This window comes from Pontibacter aydingkolensis, from assembly GCF_019443125.1.
Lineage (GTDB): Bacteria > Bacteroidota > Bacteroidia > Cytophagales > Hymenobacteraceae > Pontibacter > Pontibacter aydingkolensis.
In genome coordinates, this window is the sequence record NZ_JAHYXK010000002.1 from 356,092 (window position 1) to 382,417 (window position 26,326).

Annotated in this window: 31 protein-coding genes; 25 read left to right on the forward strand and 6 right to left on the reverse strand. The window is 42.5% G+C overall.

Features of this window, described 5'->3' with window-relative positions; translation table 11 throughout:
• Positions 1-7 precede the first annotated feature (7 nt).
• The 23 genes from K0O23_RS03855 (at position 8) to K0O23_RS03965 (ending at position 19,807) form a co-directional block, all read left to right on the forward strand.
• The gene (locus K0O23_RS03855; RefSeq protein WP_219876069.1) at positions 8-421 is read left to right on the forward strand and encodes a phage virion morphogenesis protein; all 414 of its coding nucleotides are present in this window, start codon (positions 8-10) and stop codon (positions 419-421) included.
• On the forward strand, positions 422-2,638 hold the full coding sequence (locus tag K0O23_RS03860; protein WP_219876070.1) for a phage upper tail fiber protein: 2,217 nt from the start codon (positions 422-424) through the stop codon (positions 2,636-2,638).
• 65 nt (positions 2,639-2,703) lie between these two features.
• On the forward strand, positions 2,704-3,318 hold the full coding sequence (locus tag K0O23_RS03865; protein WP_219876071.1) for a LamG domain-containing protein: 615 nt from the start codon (positions 2,704-2,706) through the stop codon (positions 3,316-3,318).
• 48 nt (positions 3,319-3,366) lie between these two features.
• Complete coding sequence (locus K0O23_RS03870; protein ID WP_219876072.1) at positions 3,367-4,197, forward strand: hypothetical protein; 831 nt, start codon at positions 3,367-3,369, stop codon at positions 4,195-4,197.
• 1 nt (position 4,198) lies between these two features.
• Positions 4,199-4,684: a hypothetical protein gene (locus tag K0O23_RS03875; protein ID WP_219876073.1), complete on the forward strand. Its 486-nt coding sequence runs from the start codon at positions 4,199-4,201 to the stop codon at positions 4,682-4,684.
• A 28-nt stretch (positions 4,685-4,712) separates the two neighbouring features.
• A complete protein-coding gene (locus K0O23_RS03880) occupies positions 4,713-5,561 on the forward strand; it encodes a hypothetical protein (protein ID WP_219876074.1) in 849 nt (282 codons plus the stop codon).
• 29 nt (positions 5,562-5,590) lie between these two features.
• The gene (locus K0O23_RS03885) at positions 5,591-6,793 is read left to right on the forward strand and encodes a Clp protease ClpP (protein ID WP_219876075.1); all 1,203 of its coding nucleotides are present in this window, start codon (positions 5,591-5,593) and stop codon (positions 6,791-6,793) included.
• A gap of 180 nt (positions 6,794-6,973) precedes the next feature.
• Complete coding sequence (locus tag K0O23_RS03890) at positions 6,974-7,876, forward strand: phage capsid protein (protein ID WP_219876076.1); 903 nt, start codon at positions 6,974-6,976, stop codon at positions 7,874-7,876.
• 91 nt (positions 7,877-7,967) lie between these two features.
• On the forward strand, positions 7,968-9,092 hold the full coding sequence (locus K0O23_RS03895; RefSeq protein WP_219876077.1) for a DUF2586 family protein: 1,125 nt from the start codon (positions 7,968-7,970) through the stop codon (positions 9,090-9,092).
• A gap of 22 nt (positions 9,093-9,114) precedes the next feature.
• Positions 9,115-9,525 (forward strand): hypothetical protein, encoded by a 411-nt coding sequence (locus tag K0O23_RS03900; protein ID WP_219876078.1) that lies wholly within the window; start codon positions 9,115-9,117, stop codon positions 9,523-9,525.
• 88 nt (positions 9,526-9,613) lie between these two features.
• Positions 9,614-10,171, forward strand: coding sequence for a hypothetical protein (locus tag K0O23_RS03905; RefSeq protein WP_219876079.1), 558 nt, complete (start codon positions 9,614-9,616; stop codon positions 10,169-10,171).
• 241 nt (positions 10,172-10,412) lie between these two features.
• Entirely contained in the window at positions 10,413-12,056 is a 1,644-nt protein-coding gene (locus K0O23_RS03910; protein WP_219876080.1) for a tape measure protein, read from the forward strand.
• A gap of 5 nt (positions 12,057-12,061) precedes the next feature.
• On the forward strand, positions 12,062-12,667 hold the full coding sequence (locus K0O23_RS03915; RefSeq protein ID WP_219876081.1) for a DUF6046 domain-containing protein: 606 nt from the start codon (positions 12,062-12,064) through the stop codon (positions 12,665-12,667).
• Between the two features lie 8 nt (positions 12,668-12,675).
• Entirely contained in the window at positions 12,676-13,653 is a 978-nt protein-coding gene (locus tag K0O23_RS03920; RefSeq protein WP_219876082.1) for a hypothetical protein, read from the forward strand.
• Between the two features lie 7 nt (positions 13,654-13,660).
• Entirely contained in the window at positions 13,661-14,083 is a 423-nt protein-coding gene (locus tag K0O23_RS03925) for a hypothetical protein (protein WP_219876083.1), read from the forward strand.
• Positions 14,083-14,301, forward strand: a complete 219-nt coding sequence (locus K0O23_RS03930; protein WP_219876084.1) for a hypothetical protein — start codon at positions 14,083-14,085, stop codon at positions 14,299-14,301. Before K0O23_RS03925 ends, K0O23_RS03930 begins: the two co-directional genes overlap by 1 nt.
• Positions 14,302-14,331: 30 nt before the next feature.
• Complete coding sequence (locus K0O23_RS03935; protein WP_219876085.1) at positions 14,332-14,637, forward strand: hypothetical protein; 306 nt, start codon at positions 14,332-14,334, stop codon at positions 14,635-14,637.
• On the forward strand, positions 14,618-15,160 hold the full coding sequence (locus tag K0O23_RS03940; protein ID WP_219876086.1) for a hypothetical protein: 543 nt from the start codon (positions 14,618-14,620) through the stop codon (positions 15,158-15,160). Before K0O23_RS03935 ends, K0O23_RS03940 begins: the two co-directional genes overlap by 20 nt.
• Positions 15,161-15,468: 308 nt before the next feature.
• Entirely contained in the window at positions 15,469-17,496 is a 2,028-nt protein-coding gene (locus tag K0O23_RS03945; protein ID WP_219876087.1) for a tail fiber domain-containing protein, read from the forward strand.
• Positions 17,497-17,750: 254 nt separating this feature from the next.
• Entirely contained in the window at positions 17,751-18,281 is a 531-nt protein-coding gene (locus K0O23_RS03950) for a Hint domain-containing protein (RefSeq protein WP_219876088.1), read from the forward strand.
• Between the two features lie 41 nt (positions 18,282-18,322).
• Positions 18,323-18,895, forward strand: a complete 573-nt coding sequence (locus K0O23_RS03955; RefSeq protein WP_219876089.1) for a phage holin family protein — start codon at positions 18,323-18,325, stop codon at positions 18,893-18,895.
• Positions 18,876-19,358: a hypothetical protein gene (locus K0O23_RS03960; RefSeq protein ID WP_219876090.1), complete on the forward strand. Its 483-nt coding sequence runs from the start codon at positions 18,876-18,878 to the stop codon at positions 19,356-19,358. The genes K0O23_RS03955 and K0O23_RS03960 overlap by 20 nt, the downstream gene beginning before the upstream one ends.
• A 98-nt stretch (positions 19,359-19,456) precedes the next feature.
• Positions 19,457-19,807, forward strand: coding sequence for a hypothetical protein (locus K0O23_RS03965; RefSeq protein WP_219876091.1), 351 nt, complete (start codon positions 19,457-19,459; stop codon positions 19,805-19,807).
• A 118-nt stretch (positions 19,808-19,925) separates the two neighbouring features.
• Here the strand turns inward: K0O23_RS03965 and K0O23_RS03970 are convergent, their stop codons facing one another.
• The 6 genes from K0O23_RS03970 to K0O23_RS03995 form a co-directional block, all read right to left on the reverse strand.
• Positions 19,926-20,096, reverse strand: coding sequence for a hypothetical protein (locus tag K0O23_RS03970; RefSeq protein ID WP_219876092.1), 171 nt, complete (start codon positions 20,094-20,096; stop codon positions 19,926-19,928).
• 20 nt (positions 20,097-20,116) lie between these two features.
• Entirely contained in the window at positions 20,117-21,601 is a 1,485-nt protein-coding gene (locus K0O23_RS03975; RefSeq protein ID WP_219876093.1) for a hypothetical protein, read from the reverse strand.
• 789 nt (positions 21,602-22,390) lie between these two features.
• Entirely contained in the window at positions 22,391-22,942 is a 552-nt protein-coding gene (locus tag K0O23_RS03980) for an NUMOD4 domain-containing protein (protein WP_219876094.1), read from the reverse strand.
• A gap of 103 nt (positions 22,943-23,045) precedes the next feature.
• Positions 23,046-23,783: a hypothetical protein gene (locus K0O23_RS03985; protein ID WP_219876095.1), complete on the reverse strand. Its 738-nt coding sequence runs from the start codon at positions 23,781-23,783 to the stop codon at positions 23,046-23,048.
• A 143-nt stretch (positions 23,784-23,926) separates the two neighbouring features.
• Positions 23,927-24,523, reverse strand: coding sequence for an NUMOD4 domain-containing protein (locus tag K0O23_RS03990; RefSeq protein ID WP_219876096.1), 597 nt, complete (start codon positions 24,521-24,523; stop codon positions 23,927-23,929).
• Positions 24,524-24,916: 393 nt separating this feature from the next.
• On the reverse strand, positions 24,917-25,276 hold the full coding sequence (locus tag K0O23_RS03995) for a hypothetical protein (protein WP_219876097.1): 360 nt from the start codon (positions 25,274-25,276) through the stop codon (positions 24,917-24,919).
• Positions 25,277-25,637: 361 nt separating this feature from the next.
• Here K0O23_RS03995 and K0O23_RS04000 point away from each other — a divergent pair, with 361 nt between their 5' ends.
• A complete protein-coding gene (locus K0O23_RS04000; RefSeq protein WP_219876098.1) occupies positions 25,638-25,832 on the forward strand; it encodes a hypothetical protein in 195 nt (64 codons plus the stop codon).
• On the forward strand, positions 25,832-26,272 hold the full coding sequence (locus tag K0O23_RS04005; protein WP_219876099.1) for a hypothetical protein: 441 nt from the start codon (positions 25,832-25,834) through the stop codon (positions 26,270-26,272). The genes K0O23_RS04000 and K0O23_RS04005 overlap by 1 nt, the downstream gene beginning before the upstream one ends.
• Positions 26,273-26,326 lie beyond the last annotated feature (54 nt).

A 26,326-nucleotide genomic window follows, 5' to 3' on the forward strand; every position in this document is an offset into this window, starting at 1 on the left:
TACTGCTATGATAGGCTTAACACAGAATGGCGATTTCGATTTCGACAAGATACTGAGTCAACTAAGCGGTGAATTCAAGAGAGAAGTTACCACGAAGGTAGCACAGCATTCCCTCCTATTCTTCAAAGTACAGTTCCAGAAGCAGGGTACGGATAAAGACGGCTTTGTGAAGTGGAAAGAACGGAAGTTAAAGGTTAACCGGAAGATGCTTGTGGAAACAGGCTACCTCAGAGACTCCATGAAAATCACTTCCCAGAGGTTTGAGAGAGTCAAGATAGCGATTACAGCGCCTTACGCGGAATACCACCAGAACGGCACCGATACCCTACCACAAAGGGAAATGGTCTACGAATCCAACAAGCTGAACAAACAGGTGGAATCAATCATCAAGAAAGAACTTGACAAAATTTTTAAACGCTAAATGAAATTAATATATGAAGCGCTGAAACAGCACATCCTAACCAAAGTGCCTGAGGTGCAAGATGTAAGACTATTCAATAACCAGGTACAGAACATGGAGAAAGGTTCTGACACCCTATACTTACCGTCAGTGTTGATTGAGTTCAGTAATATTGAGTACGGACACAAGAACCATCTAAACCAGTATGGTAAAGCTTCTGTTAAATTCCATATCGTTACGGAAGACTATAATAGTTCACCTGAAATCGGCTTTACTGTACGTGAAAATGTTAACAGGGCACTAAACAGGTATTCAGACGGAGTGAACTTTTATCCCCTTGAAAGAGTGGGCGAAGAACCTGATACGAATTTCACCAATGTATACGTGTATGTTGCTGAATTCAAAATGGACTTCATACACTACCTGACGCCTGAGACACCTGCTGACACAGCAGAAGTAATGGTAGACCTGATGATTACAGAGACTGAAAAGTCGGTAATCGTTCCGGTACAAGATGAACCAGCTAAGATAGTACAGGGAGAAACGGTTTTCTACCTAGATAGAAACAATACTTATACATTCCCCGAGTACTCTGAGGTAAATCATACGCACGACGAATATGCACTTAAAACGGATTTAAATACTATTGATTTATCCTCTAAGGCTGATGTAGACCACATACACCCAAACTTGGTTACAGACGACGAACTGTCTACTGGTTTGGCGTTGAAGGCTGATACTGTACACACTCACCCAGAGTACGCATTGAAAACCGATTTGCAGAATGTAGACCTTTCTTCCAAGGCTGATGTAGACCACAACCACAACGATATTTACTACACACAGGCTGACGTTGACAACAAGATAATTGCTATCACAACTAATCTGGACTGGCGGGGCAGCGTTGACACATACGCACAGCTTGCCACAACCTACCCAAGTCCACTGCAAGGCTGGACTGTGACTGTCAACGCCGATGGCAAGGACTACAGGTACAACGGCACTTCCTGGGTTGACATAGGCAACAACTCCGTTCCTATGGCTTCGACTACAGTTGACGGTAGGATGAGTAAGACACATTTCACTACGGTAAACAACCTGCCTACTACCCACTACACCAAGACTGAGGCGGATACGGCTTTCAAGAACGCATCTAACCTTACCACAGGTACTGTCAGTGACTCAAGGCTATCTACTAACATCGCAAAGAAGAACGAAGCCAACACCTTCACAAGCAACGTAACAGTAGGCGGAGATTTAAGCGCAGCAGGGTTTACGAGAGGTATGTTGATGTCTTCCGGCCACAGTAACTGGCTTAGCTTTGCAGACAAGAGGTTCAATGTTACAATGACGGAAAACGGGGTTCCGACCAACTCGTCTATGGTGGGGCAGCTGTTCAATGGCCGTACCAACGCAGCGTACTCTTTCCTGGAACCTAACACTAAGTGCCCGATGGTCATAGAGATTACAGGGTTCCCAACTATCGCTACCACTGTAGACTTCAGGCCTTATTTCCTGGGTTGGAGGGACGGCGGCAGCGGAGGCGGTTTCAAGAATTGGAAGGTTGAGATGTACTGCTATACTGATGGCGGTAGCACTGGCCCGCAGGCTTGGGTGCCTGTATTGGACAGGACAAACGACACAACTACATTCCCCTTTACTATATTAAGCTGGAACAACGACGGGGTTACGCATGCTGCCGGTTATCCAGGTTCTTATTTGTACGCTACTGGTATACGCATCACCATCAACGAGTTCATAGTGCCTGCTAACGGTAGGGTGTACCTTACACATTTCGGTGCCAGGTATTCGGCAGGCGCAGCGCCCTGGGATTCTGTAGGTGCACTATCTGCAGGCGGCGGTGAGGTGTACGGCGACTTGAATGTAGACAAGATTTTAAATAGGAAGAATAACCTTTACTCAAGTGTTGCTTTTACTGACACAGGTGTTGAGTTGAGTACCTCTATTACGGCGAATGTCGCTGCAAAATCAATTAATGTAAGTACTTCTACGTCAAATGCAGGGGACCTGCACCAGTTCATAAAGGGCAGCAATGTGGTTGCAAGAATAGACCACACCGGAAAGTTCTACGGTAATATTGATACCACAGCCCTACCAACGGGTACAGTTACATCAACGGGTTCACCTCAGACGGTAAGTAAGATGTGGGTAGGCACACAAGCGCAGTACGACGCTATTGCTACGAAAGACGCAAATACAATCTACTTCATACAATGATAGCGGGAGTTAAAGACGTAAGACTGGGTAGTAATTCCATCCAAAAGGTATGTAAGGGCAGTTCTTTGCTATGGCAAAGAAAAGGCAGCGCCTTCTACGGTACAGGCGAAAATGATTATATCTCAGCCACTAACATAATGCCGAACCAGGCGCAGTTTACAATGATGGCTTGGGTAAAATCGACGAACATAGCGAAAGACCAGATATTCCTTTCAAACTCTAGCGGAACGTATATGAGAATATACGGTAGCAGGCCATTTTATAGTATAAACACACCAACCCAAAGGACGTACACTGCACCGGTACCATATATGCTGAATGATGTATGGTACCACTTGTGTTTAACTTATGACGGTATTACAATTAGAAGGTATTTTGACGGGGTTGAACAGGCCAGCTACGCACAAGAGGGTTATGCTGAACTACATAACCGGGCTTTCAGGATGGGCAGGTTCTCAGACGGTGACCCTCGTTCATTAGAAGGAAACTTATGTAATGTGCAGTTCTGGTCAAAAGCATTGTCGCTAAGCGAAATCAATACTTTTAAATATCAGGTGTTCAATCCTGATACTCCTGACTTGATAGCACAGTACCCGCTGTATTACGACGCTAAAGACGTCAAAGGTAATGACGGCATCATTTACGGTACCACCTGGAGTACTGAAGCGCCATACCAATAAAAACAACAGATTGAAAGGCCATTTATACTGTCAAAGAAAACGGTATAAATGGCACGTTCAATAGAAGAAATTTTCAACCAAATACTAGACGCTAAGAATTCTGAACCTGAGTTAGCATCGCTTAATTCCAGTTCAAAGACTGCTTTGTATAGACTGTTCGCATACTGCTTCGCGGTGGCTACCCATTTCCATGAAAGAACCTGGGAGTTGTTCAAAGTCGACTTAGAGAAGATAGCGGAAGAGGCCAACGTAGGCACAAACAAGTGGCTGCAACGCAAAGCCCTGGAATACCAGCACGGTTCAACCTTGTCTGTTATTGGTGACACGGTACAATATAATACCATTGACGACACCAAGAAGATAATCACCAGGTGTTCAGTAAAAGAGAATAACCTGAATAGAAACGTACTGGTGAAGGTTGCGAAAGATAACGGTACGGGCGGCTTAACAAGGCTGACAGACAATGAGATGTCTGGTCTGAGGTCTTACCTGAACCAGATAAAGATGGCAGGCACCAAGCTTATACTTACTTCGCTGGACGCTGACAGAATAAGTGTTTACGGTGACATCTACTACAACCCTGCTTTCCTGCCTGAGACTGTAAAAGAGAATGTTGTAAATGCAATCAACAGCTACTTTGCTTCTATCGACTTCAGCGGTAACGTCTATGTATCAAAACTACAGGACGCGATACAGGCAGTAGAAGGCGTGCAGGATGTGCAGATATTTGAAATCAAGTGCAGGATGCACACGGATGATATTAACAGCGCTACAGCGCATGAAAGGGTGTATGAGTCTTATGCAGGTTATGTACTAAGCGAGAATACAACCTCTTACACATTGGATGATACTATCACAATGAAACCATTCGAGGGATAAGATGAAGAAGCTGAATTTTATAAACATCATTCAAAGTCTGTTGCCGCCTACTAAAAGAATGCCGCTTATTGTAGCATTCTTAAAAGTGTTGTCGGCACCAGTGCAGGCATTGAATGACTGGATTAGCGGCACCTACTATCCTGATATTACCAGGAGAACCAAATGGAACGCCCAGGTGCTGTTGTTCTCAAAGCTGCTGAACGACTTGTTCAATGCTGGCAACTACCAGAACAGAGTTTACATTGATGCCGGTGCTTCAGACCTGGAGAATAATTATTTCTACCGGACACACGAAGAACAGCCGGTTTACCTGTACACAGTCGATGAAGCATTACCTATGTACAGCTATAACGAAGAAGAATACGAAGCTGATTATGACTTCGTGGTAAACTACCCTTCGATGCTGGCGACAAAAGCACCACAGATAGAAGCTACGGTGAAGAAGTATAAAATAGCCGGTACCACCTATCTGATGAAAGGCTACTAACTGGCCTTAAAAAAACTATTACAGATGAATGAATAAGAAATTTATTTCACCGCTGCCATCAGGCGGTGTTCCAATTACATCAGAAGACTTCCTGATGATTCAGGATGAATTACACGAAGCGTTAAACTCACTTTGCGCAGGCATAAACGATGCTTTTGTTATCAGCGGCTGTGATGTGTCTTTTAACGGCTTTAATATTGCAATAGGCGCAGGTGTGGTATTCGTCGACAGTCAGGTGATGAAGTTCGACGGTTATACTGGCAGTTTCCCTTGCTATGTTAAGGCAGGTACTGTTGTAAAATCACCACGCATCTACAAAGACGGTTTTTCAAAGGACACCATAACACAAAGAAAAGCTATCTGCAATACCTCGACATCTGGTAACGGCGTGATTAAGTTTAACCCGATGCCTGAAAAGACTTTAAAGTACAGCATCACTTCTTATGTCGATGGTAGAATTACACAGGAGATAACAGACAGAACCAACGGAGATACCAGCTTAAACAACCGGATTACTTCTGAGGTAGCTGCGCTGACGAATAGCATCAACACAAAGCTTACCAAGACAAACGAAGCCTGGCAAAACGCCACATATAATGCAGGTACTACCAATTTCGGTTCCGGTTCAAAACCTGCACAGTATAAGAAGACTTCTGACGGCATCGTATTCTTGCGCGGGCAAATGTCAATTTCAGTTTCTACTGGTGGTGGTTATACCTCATTTACTTTACCGGCTGGTTACAGACCATCACAGGATATGGCATTCAAAACGATTAATACTTCTGGTACTGTTGCCGCTGACGGTAGGGTAATGATGTATACTGCAGAAGCAGGCGTGTGGACTTTGGACGGTATAAGCTTCATAGCTGAACAATAAACAAACCTGGGAGAAGTCTTTATACTGATATGGAATTAAGATATACACACATAGACGAGTCAATGGAATCTGCAGTAATGCTGCTGAAAGGTACAATTGGTCTTGAGGTTGATACTGTCCAGTTCGTGAATGAAATCAAATACCTGGAAAAACTGGGAGTAGAGAACCTGGAAATCAGAATCAACTCTGGCGGCGGTTCGGTGCTTGCTGGTTACGACATAGTAGACGCATTGCTTACTACTCCAATGAACACCACTACTTACATAGCTGGTATGGCAGGCAGTATGGCAGGTGTGATTGCAATGGCTGGTAAGACTGTAAGGATTGTTAATTACGGTTTACTGATGATACATTCAGTAGGCGGCATAGATAATCCTGCTGTGATTGAGAAATTCAACCAATCACTGATAGCTATTTTCAACACAAGACCTGGCATCAACAAATCCTACATGGAACAGCTGATGGCAAAGGAAACTTTCTTCACGGCACAGGAAGCCATAGACGCAGGATTTGTGGATGAAATCGTAGCGACAAATCACACTATAACACAGGATGCCCGAAATACTTCTCTGGAAGAATTGGTGAACATCTATAATAAAATCGACATCAAAGTAATGGAAGAACCTAAAGTTGAAGAAACTGTAATTGAAAACGCTGAGGTAGTTGTAGAGACTCCTGAGGTAATAAATGAAGAAGCTGTAACTGAAGAGGTAATAGCGGAACCCGAAGAAGCAAAGGTAGAAGAACCTAAAGAAGAAGCGGTAGCTGAAGAGTCTGCTGATGAACTGAAAGCGAAGCTGGAAGAACTTGCAAAGGCAAACGAAGTACTTACGGCAAAGCTTGCTGAACAGGAAAAAGTTGCTAATGAACTGGTTGAGAAAGAAAATAACCGTCTGAAAGCAGAGAAAGAAGCTAAAGAAATGGCTGTTATAAACTCTGCCCTGGAAGCAGGTAAGATTACAGCCGATGTAAAAGATACCTGGGTAAACTTCATCAAGATTGATTTCGACGGCGCTAAAAAGGCCTTAGATAACATCGTAGTAAACAAGGCATCTGTTGACATCATGGACATCGTGAATAAGTCTACTGCTGCTAATGCAATTCCTACAGAGAAAACTTTCCGTCAGCTTGAAAAGGAAAACCCTGCTGAACTCGAAAGAATACTGAACGAAACGCCAGAGATATTCAAGGAAATGTACAAGAGAGAGTACGGCGTTTACCCTACCCTATAACCGGCACAAATTTTATATATTTTCCTTTCCTAAGTGCTGGAAAGCCTGACCGTCCTGGTCAGGCTTTTTTATTTGCGCTTATGCCATAACTAAGAAAAAGACAAATTTTCAGCACCCCTTTATACTGTTAGCTGCGGTGAAAAGCCACACAAAAAAACCAAAAAAAAGAAGCTAACAATTATGGCATTAAACAAAGAACTTTGGATTGCCGACATCCAAGAAGCTATAAAAATGGACTCTCCATTTTTAGCTACAGTAACTAACCACGATGCTTATATCGTGAACCGTACAGTACACGTACCACAGGCTGGTTCGGTAATAGACATACAAGTTGACCGTACTGTACTTCCTGCAGGTGTGCTACAAAGAACTGACAGCGAATTAACTTACGACATTCGCCAGTTTACTATTAGCCCAGTAAGAATTACTGACCTAGAGACTGCACAGATTTCTTACGACAAGCGTCAGTCTATCCTAGGTGAAGGTTTCCGTACCCTTGCAGAGAGAATGGGTAACGAAGCCCTAAAAGAATACGCAAAAGGTGCTATCACAAAAGTAACCACTTCAGGTACTGCTACTAACACGGCACTTGCTGAAGGTGTTTCTACCAACCGTAAAGCAGTTACTACTGCTGACATCATGAAGCTTGCCCAAGTGCTTGATAAGCAGGGCATGCCAAAGAATGGCAGAAAGCTAATTATGCAGACTGATATGTTCTATCAGCTTCTAGCACAAGACAACATGCTTAATTCTGCTTACAATGGTTTCGCTAACAACGCGCTAGAAACTGGTGTTGTATTGAAGCTATTCGGTTTTGACATCAGCATCCGTCCATTTGTTGCAGTTTATGCGACCGATGGTACACCGAAGGACTTCGGTGCTGCTGGTGTTGGTACCGATAACCTAGCTTGTATTGCATACCATCCCTCTGCTGTAGCAAAAGCTATGGGCGCTACTGAAATGCTTTATGATGAAAACAACCCTGTGTACTACGGTTCTATCCTAAGTGCCATCCAGTGGGCTGGTTTCTCTAAGCTTCGCGCTGACAATAAAGGTGTTGTAGCACTTGTCCAGTCTGTTTAATCAGGCAACATAACAGAGTAATCAAGGCCAATCAATTACAATTATTGGTTGGCCTTTTTTACAACCAAACAAAAAACAAAACAGATAAATCATGGCATTAAATGATATAACATTTGTAAAGAATGGAAATGGTTTGGGTCGTAGACTGCAAAGCGCAGACGGTGTTGCTGGTATAGTATTTTATTCTGCTGCACTGCCAACTGGCTTCTCTACTACTGAAAGAATTAAGATTGTCTATTCAGTAGCGGAAGCAGAAGCGCTAGGTATCACCTCGGCACTCTTCGGTTCAATTCATTACCAGGTAAAGGAATTCTTTAGAGGTAACACCTCGGGTAAACTTTACATCAGCATCAACGCTGTACCAGCTTCTACTTACAACTTCGTTGAAGTTACTTCGCTGGTAAACTACTCTAATGGTGAAATTAAATTAGTAGGTGTTGTGGCTGACGCTTCGGTGTTCGCTGCAGCACAGATTACTACCCTGAATACTATCGCAGAAGGTTTGTATGCTTCATTCAAGCCGGTATCTATACTGTATGGTGCGAAATTCTCAACCCTGACTACTGCAACACTTCCGTCAGCTATTGCTACGGCCCCTTATGTAACTACTGTACTGGCTTCTGACGGTAAGTCTGCTAGCGTAGCAAACGTTGGACTGGCACTTGGTACAGTTTCTAAAGCAAAAGTATCTGAAAGCATCGGCTGGATTAGAAAATTCAACCTTTCTGACGGTATTGAAATGGAAGAACCTGCTATCGCAACTGGCGATAAAGTAAACGCTTTAACTGACGCTGCTTTGTCTGACCTGAAAGATAAAGGTTATCTGGTAGCAAGAAAGTATACTGGTATCGCTGGTACATACTTCGCTGACTCATTGACATCTGACGCGGCTACTTCAGACTACTCTACCATCGAAAATGTAAGAACCATCAACAAGGCTATCATGGGCGTAAGAACCATGCTACTGCCTGAACTGATGTCTCCGCTTACATTATCTGCCGGCAAACTGTCTGAGGACACTATAGCTAAGTTCGAGTTACTTGCTACACAGGCGCTTGAATCACTTCAATTTGCTGGCGAACTATCTTCTTTCACGGTTCTTATCAACCCGGACCAGAACGTACTGGCGTCTTCTAAACTGGAGATTTCATTGTCCCTTGTTCCGCTAGGTGTTGCCAGAAAGATTGTAGTAAACATAGGCTACGCACTAAAATAAATCAAAATAGAGGAACAGAATAATGTTAATAAATGGATTAGAGTATAGCTGGTCAAAGATAACTTTTATCGTAGCTGGCATACCCGTTACACGTATCTCTGCTATCAACTATTCAGATAAGCAGGAGAAAACTAACAACCGTGGTGCAGGCAGCATGCCAGTATCGCGTTCCCAGGGTGCATACGAAGCAACAGCTTCTATTACCTTGCACGCATCAGAAATTGAAGCATTGACAGCCGCAGCCCCAAACAGACGTTTGCAGGACATACCGCCGTTTTCAATTATAGTTAGTTATGCAAAACCTGATAATTCAGGTACGGCTACTCACAAGCTTAGAAACGTGGAATTCATGACTAACGGTCGTGACATCAAGACGGGTGATACGTTGATTGAAACAGAATTAGAACTTATAGTATCTCATATAGATTGGTAATTATCACCACCTATCAAAGAAAGGGAATCCTGAAAGACAGGATTCCCTTTCTCCTTTATACTGGTATATAAAATTGGAATACCAGGAAATGAAAAACACACAAGAATTAGCAGGTACATTTACCCTGACTGTTACAGACAACAACGGTAAAGAGTACAACACCATCATCAAGAAAGGAAGCATTGAAGAGAGAAAGAAAATACACCTTACTATCGGTACTGATGATTACTTCCCGTTAGCGGAACAATTCATCAAGAATAACCTAGTAAGTGGCGATAATCTTTTTGCTGATGAAGAGGCGCTTTATGCGGCAACAACACGCCTAATGGAAGTTGTTACTTTCAACGCGGCAAAATTAGTAGACACACCTGAAGGCATCAATGCAGCATTCAGTATTGAAGCAACCGATACAAACGGTAACACCTTACTTGCACATTTTGAGAAGCCAAGTGTCCAGGTGAAAAAGAAGCTGTTTACAATGCTTACAAAAGGCGTTGACAACCCCTTTACATTAGGTGAAGTTATGGTGCTTGAATGCTTCTTAGAAGGAGACGAGTTAAACAATGATGCGGAAGTATTGGCATCGGCGGCAATGATATTATCATCTTATATCGAAAGCTATAACATCGTTATAAAAAAAAATTAGGACAAACATTAAGTGATAAGGATTACTTCAGGCAAATAAAGGCGTTGATTCGCTTCCATTATAAAATCAATCCAGACGATTTAGAACCTGATGAATTTATTGAGTTGTGGCAGGAATTAAGGTGGGTATTAGACAAGCAAGGCATCTTAAGCTTTGGAAAGGGTAGTTAGAAATAGCTACCCTTTTTCATTTAAAACACACCTGTAAACGGGCCTTTATACTGTCAAATAACACAGTGTAAATGGCTAACATAGTTGAATATGTAATATCACTCAAAGATAAATTCACCTCACCGATGCAGCGTGCAAACAGGAGTGTTCAGCAACTGAATAACTCAGTAGGCAGGATGCGAGGTACTACCGCATCGGCATCTAAAGGTGTCAATGTATTGGGCGCTGGCTTTAGTATGATGGGCTTGTCTATTGCCGGTGTAGTAGCTGGTTTAGGCGCAGCCATCTATAAGGTTGGGCAGATGGGTATGGAGATGGAACAGACGCGGGTAAGGTTTGAGACCTTTACCGGTTCTGCTGAGAAAGGCAACGCTGTCATAAAGGAGTTACAGAAGTTCGCTATTGCTACACCATTTGACGACGCACAAGTACTAAAGGCAGGCCAGTCCTTATTGGCTTTCGGTATAGAAGCCGAGAACCTGAAACCCATACTTTCCACGCTGGGAAATATCTCATCTGCAACTGGCAAAGACTTCAATGAACTTGTAACCATTTACGGTAAGAATAAGCTGGCTGGCATTATCCAGGCAGAAGACCTGAACCAGCTGACAGAAGCCGGTATTCCGGTATATGAGTCCCTGGCAAAACAGATGGGTGTAAGTACTGACCAGGTTAAAAAGATGGGTAGCGAAGGTAAAATCTCCTTTGCTATGCTTGAGAAGTCATTTGACGAACTGGGCGGTAAGTCCGGTAAGTGGGGCGACTTGATGGAGAAGCAGTCAAAGACTTTTGGCGGCAGGCTATCATCATTAATGGGTATGGTACAGAACCTGGGTTCAGGCTTAGGTGAAATGATGCTTCCAATGATGGGGTCTATAGTTGACGCAGGCAATACTTTAATGACCTTCATCAACACCAATAAGAAAAGGCTTGGTTCTATGTTCAAGCCACTGATGGACGCGTTTAAACCCATCAAAGACGCCTTCGTGCAAATCCGAAAAGAAATGGGCATGACAGGTGATAGTAGCGAGATGCTTAAATCTGTATTTAATGGTATCGCTACGGTAATCAAGTTGGTATCCCCTATCATCAAAATGTTCGCGACTGTCCTTGCTACAGTTTACACAAGTGTCTTTAAGATTATCAAGGCCTTTGCAGACTGGTACAAGAGAACAGAATGGATTCAGAAGGCAGTTAAATTCCTTTACCTCACTTTCAAGTATGCTTTCGAGGACATCGCTACTATGGCTACCAAAATCTTTGGTGGTATAGGTGATATGATTGCTGGCGTGTTCAATACTGATTGGGACCAGGTTAAAAAAGGTGCAGCTTCCATTGGTGATGGTATCTATAAAAGCAATGAGGAAATAGCCGAACAACAAGCCAGGATGAAGAAAGACTGGGAAGCCCCAATGACAGTTGATATGTGGGCAGACGAGAAATCGACTTCAACCATAGCAGACGAAGTAAGTGATGCTACTAATTCAAAAGCTTCAAAGGCGGCTGCTTCTGCCAGTGCAGACAAGAAACTGGAATCGGCTATCGGTTCAGCTTCCGGTTCAAAAAGCACCACCATCGACATCAGGATTGACAAGCTTATTGAACGCTTCGAGAACTACAACACCAACATCAACGAGTCGAAAGAAAACATCAGGAAGATGGTGTTGGAAGCATTAACAGGCGCAGTGTCCGACCTGTCAGCAAATTATAATTAACAGGAATGGAAAGAGATTATCAACTACCTAAGACATACCAGCAACTACAGACAAACAAGCTGGAACTGGTCACTACTACTTTCGCTAACGCATATGTAAAACCAGCGCTGTATGAGAAAGCTTTTGGCGATACCTCAGCTTTTCTGGGCAGGCAACTAATTACTACCGTGAAGCTGGTACTACCGGACTATGAGATTGAAAAGTATGATTTAAGAACCAGTAAATGGGAAAAAGTAACAGTCCCTGGTGATGAAATATTACTGGACACGGTGCTTGTGGAAATTTCATCTTCAAAGAATATCGTACAGACTGCCATTAACGGTATGCATGGTACTGTGAAGGAATACATATCTAATGGTGATTATGAAGTTACCATCAGCGGTGCTATAGTTTCTAAAGGCAAAGGCTTTCCTGCCGAGGAAGTAAGAACACTCAACAACATTCTGCATGCCCCTATTGCTATCAAAGTAGAATCAGAATTGCTTTCCCTCTTCAGCATCTACAACCTGGTGGTGACATCAGACTCTTTCCCATCCCGTGAAGGCTACACCAACACGCAGCTATTCAGCTTCAACGCACTAAGCGACGAACCGCTGGAATTAAAACTCTAACAAGTTGAATGAAACGATTAACTAATCTGATAAAGATAGGCCAGCATGAAATCAATTATGTATCCGAGGTAGAGATAGAGTCCAGTTATGAGAACTTCACTGACAAGTGTACCATCAGGATGCCAACTAAAATCCAGTGGCAGGGCAAGCCGATTATCCAGGGCAGCAACAACACCATCTTCAAGATAGGCGACAAAGTGGAAGTTAACCTGGGTTACGACTTCAAAAACCAGAAAACCTTCACCGGCTATGTGACAAAGGTAAGTACGCAAACACCACTTGAGATTGTCTGCGAGGATGCGATGTACCTGTTCAAGAAAGTTACCTACAACAAAAGCTTCAAAAAGGTAAGCCTGAAAGAACTGGTTGATTTCTTAATGGAAAAGATTGACGAGAAATTCAAAGTCAATATAACAATGGACGTACAGCTAGGCCAGTTCATCATCAAGAAGGCTACGGGTGTGCAAGTGTTAGAGGAACTTAAGAAGACTTACGGCATTAACAGCTTCTTCAGGGACGGTGAATTGTACGTGGGCATGGCCTACAACACCAAGAATACCACAAGCTACCGCCTGGAAAAGGAATTCGTATTTCAGCAGCAAATTATAGACGACTCCCTGGAATACTTATCAGCTGAGGACAGAAAGATTAAAATCAAAGCCACCAGCATTGACGACAAGAACCAGAAGATTGAGTATGAGACAGGCGACGCAGACGGAGAGTCCCGCGACATCTTTGCTTATAACCTTTCTGCGAAAGACCTGAAAGTGCTGGCTGATAACAGCATCAGCAAGTACAAGTACAGCGGCTTTGAAGGCGACTTCACCACTTTCGGAAACCCTCGCGTCAGACACGGCGATGCGGCCAAGCTGGTTGACTGGCAATACCCTGAGAGAAACGGCACTTACATAGTAAAGGCAGTTACGACCACTTTCGGTAACAACGGCTTCAGGCAGCAGGTAACGCTGGCCCAAAAAATATCCTAACCCATAGATGAACATACAGAATGCAATACAGCGCCTGGCAAACAACAAGGAGTACTACAGTTCTATAGCAGAGGTAACTGCTGTGAATGGCAACACCTGCGACGTGCTACTGCTGAGGGAAGACCTGGAATTATTTGATGTAAGGCTGAGTGCTGGTGAAGGCAAAGGCTTTGTGGTTACGCCTAAGGTGGGTTCTAAAGTACTGGTAAGCTACCTGAATGAAACGAATGCTTTTGTGTCTATGGTTGAGACTGCCGAACTGTATACCATCCAGACAGAGAATGAATCCCTCAAAGCCATCCTTTCTGACTTCTTTGATGCTATAGGAAGAATGACGGTAACAACCGCTATGGGCCCATCTGGTACGCCCATCAATGCGATGGACTTCACAAATCTCAAGACCAGACTAAACAAACTATTAAAAGAGTAATGGCACTGGTAAAACAAACACTGGAAATGCAGGTACTGAACCTGTTGACAGACCTAAGCAAGAGGACCGAAAATCCACAACAGGCTAACCAGGATTTCGCAAGGGAGTTGGCTACCATCATTGACAACTACATCAAGTCTGCTACGGTGACGGTTACTGTGGCGACTACCGGAACTGCTGCGGCACAAACTGGTACAGGGACAGGCAATCTTTCCTAAACACACCGCTAAAACCCCATTTATACTAATATGCAAGCACAGGATTTTTTACTGAACGAAGACGGTGATTTGGCGATAGTCAACGGTGACCTGGTTGCCGGTGATTCCGATAACCAGCACGTGTGGGACATTCTGATTTCACATAAAGGCTGGTACAAGGAATTCCCTTTTGTGGGCGTAGGCTTGCAGTCTTACCTGAAATCCGCAGGGATGCAGCAGGAACTGAAAAGCGAAATACAGATTCAACTACAGTCGGACGGTTACAAGGTTAAAGAGGTAACAGTAGGCGACTTAGAAAAAATGGAAATCGAATGGGATGTCACAAGAATCATTTAACACAAGTTCAAACCAAACCATCTATGATGTAGCACTCACCACCTACGGGACAATGGAAGGTGTTATTGACTTGTTGGTGCTGAACAGTCTGGAATTTGATTCTACCCTACCCGCTTCCATAACATACGGTGTACAGGATAACTACATAGTAAAGCACCTAGGCAAGACTCGCATTACCACAGGTTCATCTTTGGTGTCTACCAATCCAGTAGCACTTCCATATATCAACTCAGGCAACGGCGATGGCGACGCACCGGTGCTTACACCGTCAACAGTTAAAGTATACCGAGTAAAAGCGGAACAGAGTGTTTTCGACATAGTCTGTATGCTGACTGGTAACATGGAAGATGTAATGGACATCTTGATAAACAACGGGTTGACCTTTGAGACACAACTAAACTTGGGACACCAGATTAAATATGCTGGTGAAATGTACATCACAGAAGATATTACCACTGGTGGTTCATACAGTATTAAACCTGTTGGTGCATTCAGTGATGGATTCCATGATGGATTCCAATAATAACCTTAGAAAAAAATTATTACTCTAAAATGACGAAAGATGCACTACTACAACTAATGGCAGATGCCATTTATGATAACACTAATGGCAAAATAACACCTGCTGCGGTACGTGAAGTATTGACTAATATCATTAACAGAAAGGTTAGGTTAAACAACATAGATATAGATTCCATACCAGATGAAGCGTTGTATGTGAACGGGCATCTAATATTCAATAAATCCATTTGTTATAATTCTACTAATGTCGAATCAGAGTTTGATTCATTAGATTCTGCTGATGATGTTTTGATTCCAAACGTGGGATGGGTGAAGAAGAAAATTGCTTCGCTGACCATCCCAAGCATCAATGATGATGACTACTATGAAAATACGGTTTGGAGTTCGTCACATACACACTACGAAATTCAAAGAGAGGTGGCAAAGATGGCGTCTCTTGTACATACACATAGTATCTCCGACGTTACCGGCTTGTCTGATGCGCTAAACGGCAAGGCTAACATAACACACTCACACAGCGGCTACCAGGCAACTATAACAGGTGCAGCCACTACCATAACATCAAACAACCTTACTACGAACCGGGCATTGATAAGCGACGCTAACGGTAAGGTTTCCTATTCGGCTGTTACTTCAACTGAATTGGGATACGTATCAGGTGTTACTTCTGCTATTCAGACACAGCTAAACAGTAAGGCGGCAAGTACGCACACTCATACCGATATGGTTAAAAGTGTTAACGGAAACTTGCCTGATGCGAACGGCAACGTTACTATCTCAACGGGTGGCGCATCGCCAACTTTCACAGCATCCAGGGCAATTATTTCCGATGCAACCGGGAACCTAGCAGCATCAACGGTTACGTCCACACAGCTTGGCTACGTAGCAGGTGTTACATCAGCAATCCAGACACAGCTTAACGGTAAGGCATCAACATCAGTGGCTACGACTTCTGTAAACGGTCTGATGTCAAGTACAGACAAGACAAAACTGGACGGTATCATACCATCGGTTCTGCCGACTGCAGGAACAGTAGTTCAAAGGGCAGCATCAACAGGTAAAGTGGAGTTGGCTGAACTTCAGGTGAACGGTGCGACTACGTTAGGTGCAACAACAGTATCAGGTGTATTATCAGCAAACTCTGCGACATTCACCCAAGGCGCAACAGTTGGTAATATACTGAAGTCTCACTCCTATGTAATTGGTACAGACGGTTTCTCCATCAGGGAGGTTTCTGCCGGTCAATCAGTTATACAGTCCTGGAACGCTTTGCAGCTTGCAGGCAGGAGAATGAGTAATGTGGTTGATAACGCATTATCAAATGTTGGTTTACTGGGTGAGATGTCGGTGGTAATGCCTGTGCCTGCGGCAGACGTCAAGGGTTTGGTTATCAAAGCAGCAGCATCACAAACTGCTAACCTGTTGGATATATGGAACAGTAATAATACCAGTATAGCTTCTATCACTGGTACGGGTGGTGCAAGTTTCAATGAGAACCTGAACATCAGAAATATAGGTACTGGTAGCGGTTTACACCTGCATTCAGACACTGCACAGTTTTTATCAATTAAGAGAAGTACAAATCACAACGTTGATATAGAAAGTTATACTGGTGGTAATATCAACATTAAACCTGCTGGTGGTATCGTTGCTACAAATGGTAGATTCCAATCTTCAAGTTTTGATACTTCAACTACCTATGGTAATTGTGGTGTATGGACAGGTAACGGTGATGCTGCTTCTTATGCTGCACATAACATCAAAATCGCAAGCTGGAACGGTATAGGTTTACATTGTACATTGGATAATACAACCAGACACGTGTTTGATGCCAGATACGGTCATTACTCATTACATGGGAATATTAATGCAGGTGGAAGTATTACAGCATCAGGTACTTTATCTGTAAGTAACGGAGTTGGTACTTTTGCCGCTGGCGGTGGTATTTACTTTGATTTCAATACAACTAAATCGGGTGGTTTCTATTTCGCCAAATCCATCAGAGTAGAAGGCGATGTGGTTGCTACTGGTAACGTAACTGCTAACTCAGATGCGCGTCTTAAAACTAATATCAGAGAATATGAATCTGGTATCGCAAAGGTGATGCAGTTGAAACCAGCTGTTTATGACAGAACAGACAAGGAATCAAAAAACGAGGTAGGATTCATCGCACAAGAAGTGCAAGCCATCGAACCGAATATCGTGGTAGGTGTTGATACTTTATCACTTGACTATTCAAGAATAACAGTGATGTTGACAAAGGCTGTACAGGAACAACAGCAGATGATAGAAGAACTGAAAAATGAAATCAACCTACTGAAAGGAGAAAGTAAATAATGGGATTAGGTTACGGTGCAATTTCTATGCGAGATGTACACTATGAGATTTTTAAGTATTACGCTTCGGGTGCATACAGTTTAACATACCTTTTCGCTTACTCTAATCTTATAGGTAATTCACTGTTGGATTTCAGGGGTTATACGCATAACTCTTGCCCTGTTTATGGGACTTACTCACATTCTGATTGTGGAAGTTGGACAAACTATTCAGGTATTGACTATTATCACGACGGGCAATGCGGTTATTATCAGATGGAAAACGGTTTCCAATGTTCATCTGAAGGCACGTGTTTGGTAGCAGGTACGATGGTGAAAATGGCAGATGGAACAGAAAAGATGATTGAACATCTGGTGGTAGGTGATGAACTGGAAAGTTATGATATAGCTACACTGGATAAGGACAATGAATCACTGGAATATGTGAAGAACTGGAACGTTGCTGAACTGCAACACGCACCAGTAACGGCCAAAATCAAAAGTATAGAGGAATTTCCGGTGGTCGGCATCTATGATTTCAACTCAGGTGCTTTACAATCAACAGCCGACCACGCACATTTTGTTTACAGTGACGGCGCATACAGGTTCAAGCAATCGCGTGATGTGGCGGTAGGTGATGCGCTGGTAAAAGTCGATGGCACGACCGAGGAAATCACATCAATTGAGGTGCTGATGATTAAACGGCCAGTTTACAAGATTGATGTAGAAGAATATGACGTGTACTGCGGCAACGGCTACATCACACACAACCCAATAATAAAGGGTGACCAACCAGTTATACCTTAATACCCATTGGCCCAGCCAAACATAAAAACAACAGCTATGAAGTGAACAAACATAATAAGAACCGGAAATTCCTTTTCGGGTTCATGTCAGTTGGTGATTTCGCCACTACCCTGATGGGTTTCAAAACACCGTTCCTTAATTTCCTGGGCGGTGTTATCTCAGTAATACTAAAGGTCGCAGGGTTCATCTACTCTTCCAAAGCGGCAGTGCTTCTGCTGGCGGTCATAATGCTATTCGACTGGGCCAGCGGTGTCTATAAGACAATCAAGAATGGCACCTTTAACAGCTTCACCTTTCAGCGCATGCTGATTAACATCTTCTTCACGATGATTGTAATTGCCATCGCCTACCATATGTCTCTGGCGATGCCGCTGATTGCCTGGTTGATGTTACCTGAATTTCTGATAGGTGGCTTCATGGTAACTTATTTCTTCAGCATATTCGAGAACCTACACCAAGCAGATTCCAAGCTGATACCAGAGAAGATGTACAAGCATCTAAAATGGCTTTTGGACCTGGACAGAATCGTACCAGCCTACTTCAAATCAAAGACAACACCACACCTAAAAGAAGAGAATAAAGGAGAACCTGAGAATGAAGCGGAAACTAAGTAAGCTTGCTTTGCTGCTGCTGGTTATGCTGGCAGTTGGCTGTAAGACGGCTAAAGTAAAGGAAAGCTATTCCACTACTGATTCAACTACTGTAGTATACAACAGGCCGGTAGACATCATCATAAAAGGCGACACCGCTAAAGGCAAGGAAGATATAAGCGAGTTCAACAGCAAGTTTAATGCGGCAAAGCCTGGGGAAGTGCTTGCGGAGAAGCAAGGTAATAAAGTGAAGTACAAGGTGAGGAAGTCCGATGATAACAGCTTCGAGATTGAAGCCATCAGCGAACCGATAGACACTACCGTTGTGCTTCAGGAGAAGCACACGACTGTAACCAAGACAGAGAAGGTGGTACTGGAAGTAAAGGAATCCTGGTTTGAAAGGGCAATGGACATTATAGTCCGTTACCTGGTGATAACCGGCCTTATACTTTTAGCGGTGATTGCGGTTGTATTAAGGCTTAAGTAGTTGTTTCTTATATTATTTGCAAAAGCAATAGTTGTATATTTGTTATTGCCAAATTAGTATATTTGACTTCGACAATATTTTATATAATGTTATTGACCATGACTAAATCAGCAATTGGCCTATTCTTCAATGGCGTAAATCCAGGGGTTAAGAGACTTATTGTTGGAGTATTCTTTATCATTGCGATTCCACTCCTAATAATGACAAGTTATTACACAATTAAATTTGAAAATTATGACACTCAATTCATGTCATATTATTTCCCAAATGACCCTGTGAGTAAAGGTGAATACGACCATCTTTGGTCGTTGCACGCTAAACGACAATTTTATACTTACGCACTCTCTTTCTTCTCAATCGGATACATAACTATAATGTTATTCTCATTATGGGTTTGGCAAGGGTTTAAAAAAGAAAAAAACAGGACAGGAAAAGACTACCACATCTAAAAACCCGTCCTGTTAGAAACATAAAGCAAATCTCTCAATGACTCGCGTAATATTATACTGCGATACTGAGTGAAAGTCTTGAAAACCTGGCGGGATCCCGCCAGGTTTTCATTTTTATTTAGTCATCGTCTTCATCCATTATCCTCTCCAACTCAGCTTCCATCATGTCCTCGTAAGTATCATACGGGCCGTATTCCGTGTTACCGAATTTATCGATGTAAACGATTTTAACATCCTCTTCAGGGGCGTAGAATAATCTCTCTTCTGTTAATTCTTTAGGGTTTTCCATTTGGTTGTCTTTTTAAATTTTTAAGCGGCATTTGCCATTAATTCATCTTTCAGTATGGAAGAGAACCAAGCCACATAAAGGCGTCTCAGTTCGTCTCCCTGGTTGTCATTCTTCAGTGTGTTGATGTTCTCTGCCGGTTTGATGTGCGGCGTAACGCCAACCACTTTAGTGTAATATGCAAGCATCACCTCTCTAACCTCTTCCTGCATAAAATCAGGGCAAAGCACAGAATCGTGGATGCTTGCAAAGAAAGTGTCAGGGTGTTTCTGGAACAGGTAAGTAAGTGCGCCATCAAGCACCGCTTCTGTCTCCACCCTTTGCATTTCCACGCTAAGCTGCTGGTACTGGTACTTCTTCTCACTCATGATAATCTGGTACACGGTCGGGAAGCGCTGCCTGAAAGTTTCCGCTTCCCTGGAGAAGTAGCCCGACTGGTTTGAACTGTAGAATACCAAAGCGAATAAGTCCGTCTTGAACGCCTGGAACTCAGCTTCGGCTATGCACCTGCCCATCTCAAGCCACAGGTACTTGTACAACTCGCCGCTGCTAACCAGGTGGATGTAGTGTTCCGCATCGGCTGGCATCTCGTCAATACCCTCGAAGTAGTCCAGTATAATCTTCACCAGCGTAAACGGCTGCGAGTTTGAACAGTCAAGTCCAACCAGCTGCAAAGAAGGATTCGGCTTGTAGTACAGAAACTGGCGCAAACCCTTCCACATATTAGAGATGAAAGTGTGCAGCCTTCTGCCCTTGTTGTCTCTCATCGGCAACCACGCCTTTCTGTAAATGGCGTCCACCTGCTGCAAGTATGCCTGGCGCTTATCCTCCAGCATCTCCTTGTAAGTCTTCGTCTTCAGCGTGGTAGGCTTCCCTGCTTTCTTAAGCCGGTTAGCTTCCTTAGTGCGTTTCCTGTTGTCCTTGTCAAGTTCCTTCTTAAGCAAAGGATTCTCAACAGCTAGGTTCTGGGCGTACCAGGACTCAATGTAAGCATCCGCATCATCCTTGTAGATACCTAAGTCATTTAAGTGATAAGTGCTGGTACGGGTCACGAAATCCATGTTCTTGATAGCATTAGACGGTCCCTGCTTCAGGTTCTGTATAAACGTAGAGTCAGAATCCTCCAACACCTTCACGTGCCGTACCTGGTAAGCTTCAGTCAGCCTGTAGCCGATAGATTCCCTGCCCCTAAGATTATGCTTGCCACCCTCAGTTGTAAGTACCTCATTAGTCTCAATGATGCCAGCGTCAGATAATAGCTTCTTGATGTCGGCAACATATCTGGCACCCAGGACAGACACCATCAGTTCAGTATTCATCGGAATATAATCGCCCTGCTGATACTTCTTATTAAGAGTGGAACGCACAAACAAAGCATTGAAGAACCAATGATACTTGTCTATGTTGCAGTTAATGTAGCGTACATTCTTGCCAGCATCAACTAATAATTGCCTAACATTTACATTGCTAGGTATGCAGAATTGTAGTTGTTCATCTGTGTTAAACATTGTGGTAGTAATATTTTTTGAGAGTGATTCGCTTCTTATATCACAAGAGGACAAGAAAGTCTGAATTACTATGACATTATATATGCACAAGAATCCCTCTCCCTACAGATTATTTGTAGATAAGCAGTAATAAATAAGCGTTCATTACCTCAAGAGGAAGGCTTGCCTTACTTATGCCGATACACTGAATATGTAGGAGAGTAAAGAGTAGTAAGTATGTAATTAGATGTCTACATTACTTATGCCGATACACTGATTGATAGGTGCAAAACCTCAGATAAACATCCATAAAACCCATCAATAACCCACCTATATAGTAGCGCAGACAGGGGCACCAGCAGCGGCGAAGCTACAGAAATGTGCCCCGGTTGCGTCTAAACAAGCATTTTGGTAGTAATGTGGGCATAGTAATACGTATGAACATATGGGTAACTCCTCATATGTACACTACATTCCGACTACCTAACTGCTAGTAATACAGCTATTTAAGCCAAACTACTGCACAATACCCACATAACTGCGCATATTACTGTACTATTCGGGTAAATGTGGTTTCTACCTAACATAATGGCAGTTATGGGGCGTAACAGGGCAGGACTATTCCCCTAATTTGTACTATATGGCGCTATTTCGGCCAGTTTTAGCCACCTCATCAAGAAAGTACAAAAGCAAGAGTACAATTCTGCCTGTGCGACCTGTGTTATGGCAGTGTAAGCGGAAGGTCATTTTTTGTGGCGTTTGGGACGGCGGTGTCCATAGCCCTGTCATACAAAATCCCCAATTTTGGATTTAGGCTACTCTATTGACTGGACTAAAACCTAGTTCAGCTAAAGCGTTGTCATACGCTTTGGCAGCATCCTCTTCATTTATGTAAACTCCCAGGTTCTTGTTAACTTGTTTATACCCTTTTTTACCATCTGGTACGTACACGCTAATCGTAGTTAACCATCGATTATTTTGAGGATAATGAGTTACACCTTTATATTTAGAAGTAGTTCCCCATTTTGGCCCTAATAGATTTTTAATAGCATGCGCAGGCAAAGTGGTTACCGGTGGCAATAAAACTCTTTGCAAGTTTTCTGCCCTGTTGTCTTTTACATCACCTGAAATGTGAATGATGTCTGGTAAATTATTGGGGTTAGGTATAAACGCATCAGCTACTAGCCTTGGAACATTGTAATTAATACTCCTTTCTTTAAAGAGGTATACATTGTTTTGGTATATCTTTCTGATTAGTTCTTTACCTTTTTTCAGGCTTTTCACCCGCCCTAAGTTTGATACTTGGTAACGTCCATTAAAACCTGGTATATCTCGCCAGATTTCGTTTTCTAAATTATTCATCTTGTTAAGTTTAAAGTTAAGGTATAAGGGGATATGCTATTTTTTGTGGCGTCTCGGCCACCGGCAGCAATATCCCCTCATACAGATTAGTCAGTTTTGGTTTTTAGAATGGAAGCGGTTCGTCTACATCTGAAGACTTCTTTTTCATACTCATAAAGAACTCGCCGTCATAAACTGCCTCGTAACCGTTTTCTTGATAGTATTTTGCCACCCTTTCACCATGCCAATCGTACATTTCTTGGCCCTTGAAAACAACTTCTTCAGGTTCACCTTTCATCACCCGAAGAATTTGTTCCTCGGTGTACTCCTTGGGCAAATTACTCCACCTCTTAAGGTGCTGAATCATGCCTTGTATCTTTGACGGCGCGAAAGGGTGCAGTATGTTAGATATTGCAGTAATCAGCCCTTCCACAGTAAATACTTGCATATCGGGTAAGTTTTCCCTGATAAACATCACACCGGACCAGCTGCCAATACGCCTAGGCATTGCAGGCCATTCTGCTTTCCATAAGACAAGGTCTTTAAAACTATCTACTTCCACATTTGCTAATTTGAATAAGCCCTTGAAGTGGTTTGTAGCAATTTTATTAAGTCTAACCCCTACCCAGTTACCGCTATTAGAATTAGTAAGGAGGTAATTTGAGTAATCTTTAAGGTGTTTCAAGGAAGCAAAGGTTCTTCCGTTAACCTCAACTGATAAGCCTTTACGATATTTAGTATGGTCAAATGGTCGATACTCACATTGACTATAATAATATTCGCTTTCTAGGTCTACTTTAACCTCAATAGTTCTGCCAGTGTATGGCTTAATTGTGTTTGGTGTTTGTAATAATGTGTTCATTTTATTAATAGTTAAAAGGTTGGTTGATTTCTTAAAAAATTGGGCATAGTTATCCCTTCCTCGGATTTTCCGAAGATTTTTTGCACTTACCAGTAAAATCGTGTGGTTTTACTAATGGAATAGAAAGGACGCAGTTGTCCCTCCTATTTGAGTTTACCCCTCTTCTTAGCGAGTTCTAAACGTATCTGCTTTGCTGACTCTGCCAGCCGAAGCTTTTCCTTTTTAGCAGCAGTTTTAGCAGCTTCTTTGTCGAGTTTCTGCTGTAGTTTAGCTTCGGCCTTATCATGCTTCTCTTGTTCTTTTAACGCTTTTTGATGCAATAGTCTAGTCTGTTTATTAACAGCTATTCTCTCGTCATATCTCTTGGTTTCGGCCTGTATTCTGGCTATGTCCTCATCAAGTTGCGTCATGTAAGTTTCATAGTCCACCTTTTCCCACGACTGAGAATACGCCCACTTCAAATTACTAGCACGACAGTCTCCGTTGTCAGTATTAAACCTCACAAACTTTAAATTATCTGGATTCGGCACAAATGCTTCCGCCACCATTCTATGTACATAGGCGGTTTGGTGCTTACCATTGATACTTAAGTTGACTGTATTATAGGTTGTCGTTCGCTGCGGTTTCAGAATCCGTTCTTTTTTACCTTTAAGGCTTTTCACTCTGCCTAAATTCGACACCTGGTACTTTCCGTCGTAACCAGGAATATCGGACCACTCTTCTTGTATTTCGTCTTCCATATTATCGGTTACTTAAAAGTTAAACATCTTTTTACGTCTATTATTTACTTTTTATCCGTGTCCTTTCACGACTGGACACGGCGCGCCCATCACCAATTCTCTATTCCAATATTTCAAACAACGTATCGACTTAACGGAGGCAAAGTAAGACAGATAATTCACCATTTCCAAAGGTCTCGATTCTAGCATGAGTACAATTAAAGCGCCCCTATACATTATATACAACTTAACGGTCCGACTATGAAAAGACCGCATTATCAGCCTACACAAAGCATATTTGCAGCTTTCTTAAATTTTATATTTTTTGAAATATGTATTTTATAATTATACTAATCGTAAAATATTAATATAAAAAAATTTCTAAAAAAATTTAAAGCAATAGGCATCTGGTATCTATACTCGCACCAAAAGTATCTGCTGGGGGTAGTAACCAAACTCTTTCTCGTAAAACTTGCAGGCGGACTCGAAAGATTGCATCACATCTAGGCCGAACCTGCTGGTTGGGTTAAAGTAGTCCATGTAACCATGCCCTGTATAGTTATCCTCTTTTGGTGCCTGTTCAATCCACAGCTTTACCTGGAATGGCTTCGCCCTGGACACAGGTCCTTCATAAACAAACTCAAAAGGTCTACCGGCCATTGCCAAGCGAATCTCCTTTTTCTTCGGGTACATATCCTCACTCACCTTACCGCCTATCATAAATAACCTGGTAGCATTTTTCTGCCTGTAGTCTCTCAGCTTAATCTTGTCCATAGAAAAAAAGTCGAAAATAATTCTCAAAAACGCAAAATGCAGGACTTCGGACGAACTATATAGTATAAATCAAAACAACAACGAATGAAAAAGACACCTACACTCTGGCAGACAGCCACAAAAACAACCTGGGGACGCGTGTTCCTGGTTGTAGCAGTACTAGCTGCTTTAAACCTAGTAAGACTAATCACTACAATACTTTGATGCCATTAATAAAATTTATCATAGCAATAGCCTGTTTAATTGGGCTTTACTTTGTCTACAAGGACTTCTATAACTACAACCCTACTCTATTCTGGATTTCAGTGAAGCTTTCATTATTGTATGGCTTATTTAAAGCAGTAACTGAGGATGAAACGAAATGAAGGTACAACTAGAAATCGATGGCAAGTTGAGAGAGTTTACCATCGAACCAAGTGAAGACTTCGAGTTACCTGAAGAGACACTAAAGGAGATTGAGACTGAACTCCTGATAACAGAAGCGAAAGCTTTAAGCAAACAACTTAAATTAAATACCCCTGACATGGGGCCAAAATCCGAAGAGGATAACAAATAATGGAAATCACATTTTTAGAATTAGTAATCGTAGCATTAGCTACAGTAGGTGCATTTGCCTTAGCAATTCCTTTGCTAATGTGGATTGATGAATACAGAAGCAATAAGCGCATAGAGAAAGAGAAAGCTGAAAGAAAGAAATACTTTACTATAGAAGAGTATCTTCAAGACAACCCTCATAAGCGCCTGGTTAATATAAATGATGAACCAAGCCTTTTTGAAGAGATGTATCATGCCGTAATGGAAATACAACACCGCTTACAAGTACAGCAAGTACAAGTACAGCCGATACCAGCATCTAAAGAAGATACAAAGAAAATGGTACTTGAAGCTTTACAAGGTTCTACAGCAAATTTAGTAGTGTCAAGAGATTACCCAAGTGTGCAAGCTGAGTTAACAGCAGAAGAAACAGAAGCAGCAAGAAAGTACTTCACGGAATAACAGAAAGCCCCTTTAGCGAGGGGCTTTTTTAATACCTGAAAAAAATATTTCTAA